Consider the following 2192-nt stretch of genomic DNA (forward strand, 5'->3'; position numbering starts at 1 on the left):
TGGATGGGAACCTTCCACTCGGTCTCGGCCCAGATCCTGCGCCGCCATGCCGAACTGGTGGGGCTGAAATCCGCCTTCACCATTATCGATACCGATGACCAGCTGCGGCTGATGAAACAGATCATCCAGGCCGAGGGCATTGATGAAAAGCGCTGGACGCCGCGCCATCTCGCCTCGGTGATTGATGGCTGGAAGAATCGCGGCCTGATGCCGGACCAGCTCGGCGAGGAAGACAAATACGCCTTCGCCGAGGGCCGCGGCAAGGACCTCTACGCGATGTATCAAGCGCGGCTGAAAGTGCTCAATTGCTGCGATTTCGGCGATCTCCTGCTGCACACCTTGCACATCCTGAAAGACAATCCGGACGTGCTGGCCGAGTATCACCGCAAATTCCGCTATCTTCTGGTCGACGAGTATCAGGACACCAATGTCGCCCAGTATATGTGGCTGCGCCTGCTGGCGAAGGGCACGGGAAATCTGTGCTGCGTCGGCGATGACGACCAGTCCATCTATGGCTGGCGCGGCGCCGAGGTCGACAATATCCTGCGCTTCGACAAGGATTTTCCCGGCGCCACCGTGGTGCGGCTGGAGCGCAATTACCGCTCGACCGAACATATTCTCGGCGCCGCCTCCGGCCTGATCTCCGCCAATCGCGACCGGCTCGGCAAGACGCTGTGGACCGACGAAGAGGGCGGCGAGAAAGTCCAGGTGCGCGGCCTGTGGGATGGCGAGGCGGAAGCGCGCTTCGTCGCCGAGGAATGCGAGAACTGGGTCTCGTCCGGCCGCTCCTATGCCGATATCGCCATCCTGGTGCGCGCCTCCTGGCAGATGCGCGCCTTTGAAGAGCGCTTCATCATGCTCGGCCTGCCCTACAAGGTGATCGGCGGCCCGCGCTTCTTCGAACGCGCCGAAGTGCGCGATGCCCACGCCTATTTGCGCCTCGTGCGCTCGCCGGAGGATGATCTCGCCTTCGAGCGTATCGTCAACACGCCCAAGCGCGGCATTGGCGAGACCAGCGTCCAGAAAATCGCCATGCTGGCGCGCGAGCTGCAGGTGCCGATGACCGAGGCGACGCGGATCATGGTCGGCACTGACGAGATCCGCGGCAAGGCGCGTACCAGCCTGCAGGTCTTCCTGCGCGATCTGGCGCGCTGGCGCGATCTGTCCGAAACCAGCCCGCTCAACGAGATGGCCGAAATCATCCTCGACGAGAGCGGCTACACCGCCATGTGGCGCGAGGACAAGACGCCCCAGGCCGCCGGCCGGCTGGAAAACCTCAAGGAACTGGTCTCCTCGATGGCCGAATGGGACACGCTGGAAGCCTATCTCGAACATGTCGCCCTGGTCACCGATGCCGATCGCGCGGTGAGCGAGGACGAGGTCTCGCTGATGACGCTGCACGGCGCCAAGGGCCTGGAATTCCCCCTCGTCTTCCTGCCCGGCTGGGAAGAGACCGTCTTCCCCTCGCAGCGCTCGCTCGATGAGGGCGGCACCAAATCCCTCGAGGAAGAACGCCGCCTCGCCTATGTCGGCATCACACGCGCCCGCGAACGCGCCATCATCACCTTCACCGCCAACCGCATGATCTATGGCCGCTGGCAGTCCGTCCTGCCCTCGCGCTTCATCGACGAACTGCCGCACGACCATGTCGAAGCCAGATCCGAGACCGGTTATTATGAAGGCGGCGGCCCCGGCTTCGAAAACGTCCGCCAGACCGCCGACCCGATGGCGTCAAGCTATTCCAGCCCCGGCTGGAAACGCTACCAGGCCTCAGCCCAGGAAAACCGCCGCTCCAGCGCGCCGATGATCGACGCCAAGGCCAATCTGATCGAAAGCGGCCCCGTCGGCGGCGGCAGCGGCAAATGGAAAAACGGCGACCGGGTGTTCCATGACAAGTTCGGCTATGGCCGCATCAAGACGGCCGATGGCTCGAAACTGACCGTGGCCTTCGACAAGGCGGGGGTGAAGAAGGTGGTGGAGAGTTTTGTGCGGGAATTGCCTTAGGGGGCACGCAGCGCCCTTTTCTTAAAACAATACAACCCCTTGTCATCCCTGACGGATGCCCGGACGCGAAGCGATCAGGGCGCAGATCAGGGACCCAGACGTGCCGCCAATCATCCAGCTCGCTCTCACGCAAAACTCCACCGCCGCCGCGCCGCTGACGCACCAAACATTGAGCGTCTGGGTCCCTG

1 protein-coding gene is annotated in these 2192 nt (G+C 63.3%); it reads left to right on the forward strand.

All coding sequences use genetic code 11. The annotated features are described in order from the left end of the window. Positions 1-2004, forward strand: a 2004-nt coding sequence (locus AAC023_RS14410) for a 3'-5' exonuclease (RefSeq protein ID WP_339741996.1), incomplete at its 5' end; no start/stop codon positions are given. Positions 2005-2192: the final 188 nt, after the last annotated feature.

Source organism: uncultured Maricaulis sp. (genome assembly GCF_963976135.1).
Taxonomy (GTDB): domain Bacteria; phylum Pseudomonadota; class Alphaproteobacteria; order Caulobacterales; family Maricaulaceae; genus Maricaulis.